Genomic DNA, 227 nt, shown 5'->3' on the forward strand with positions numbered 1-227 from the left:
TCATTTCCCAGCCAATGCTGCTTTCCAGGCTTCTTCCACAGCTACAGGAGCTTTGCTGCTGCTCTCGCCGCTGCCCTCTTCCGTCCAAAGCGGTGGATAATAGGCGAATACTTGTCCTATCTGAAGCTGTACCATGTCGTTCTGCCAACCCTTCCAGCGAAAGGTCTGATAATACTGCTCCAGATCACCATTAGCCAACCAGTTGATGAAGCCCGAATAAGCCAGTT

1 protein-coding gene is annotated in these 227 nt (G+C 51.1%); it reads right to left on the reverse strand.

Annotated elements, in window-relative coordinates; all coding sequences use genetic code 11:
- Window positions 1-227: DUF2625 family protein (locus tag ACKQAD_RS20325; protein ID WP_409161765.1), on the reverse strand; the 227-nt coding region annotated here is incomplete at its 5' end.

Origin of the sequence: Pectobacterium artocarpous (genome assembly GCF_046159765.1) — a bacterium.
Taxonomy (GTDB): domain Bacteria; phylum Pseudomonadota; class Gammaproteobacteria; order Enterobacterales; family Enterobacteriaceae; genus Pectobacterium.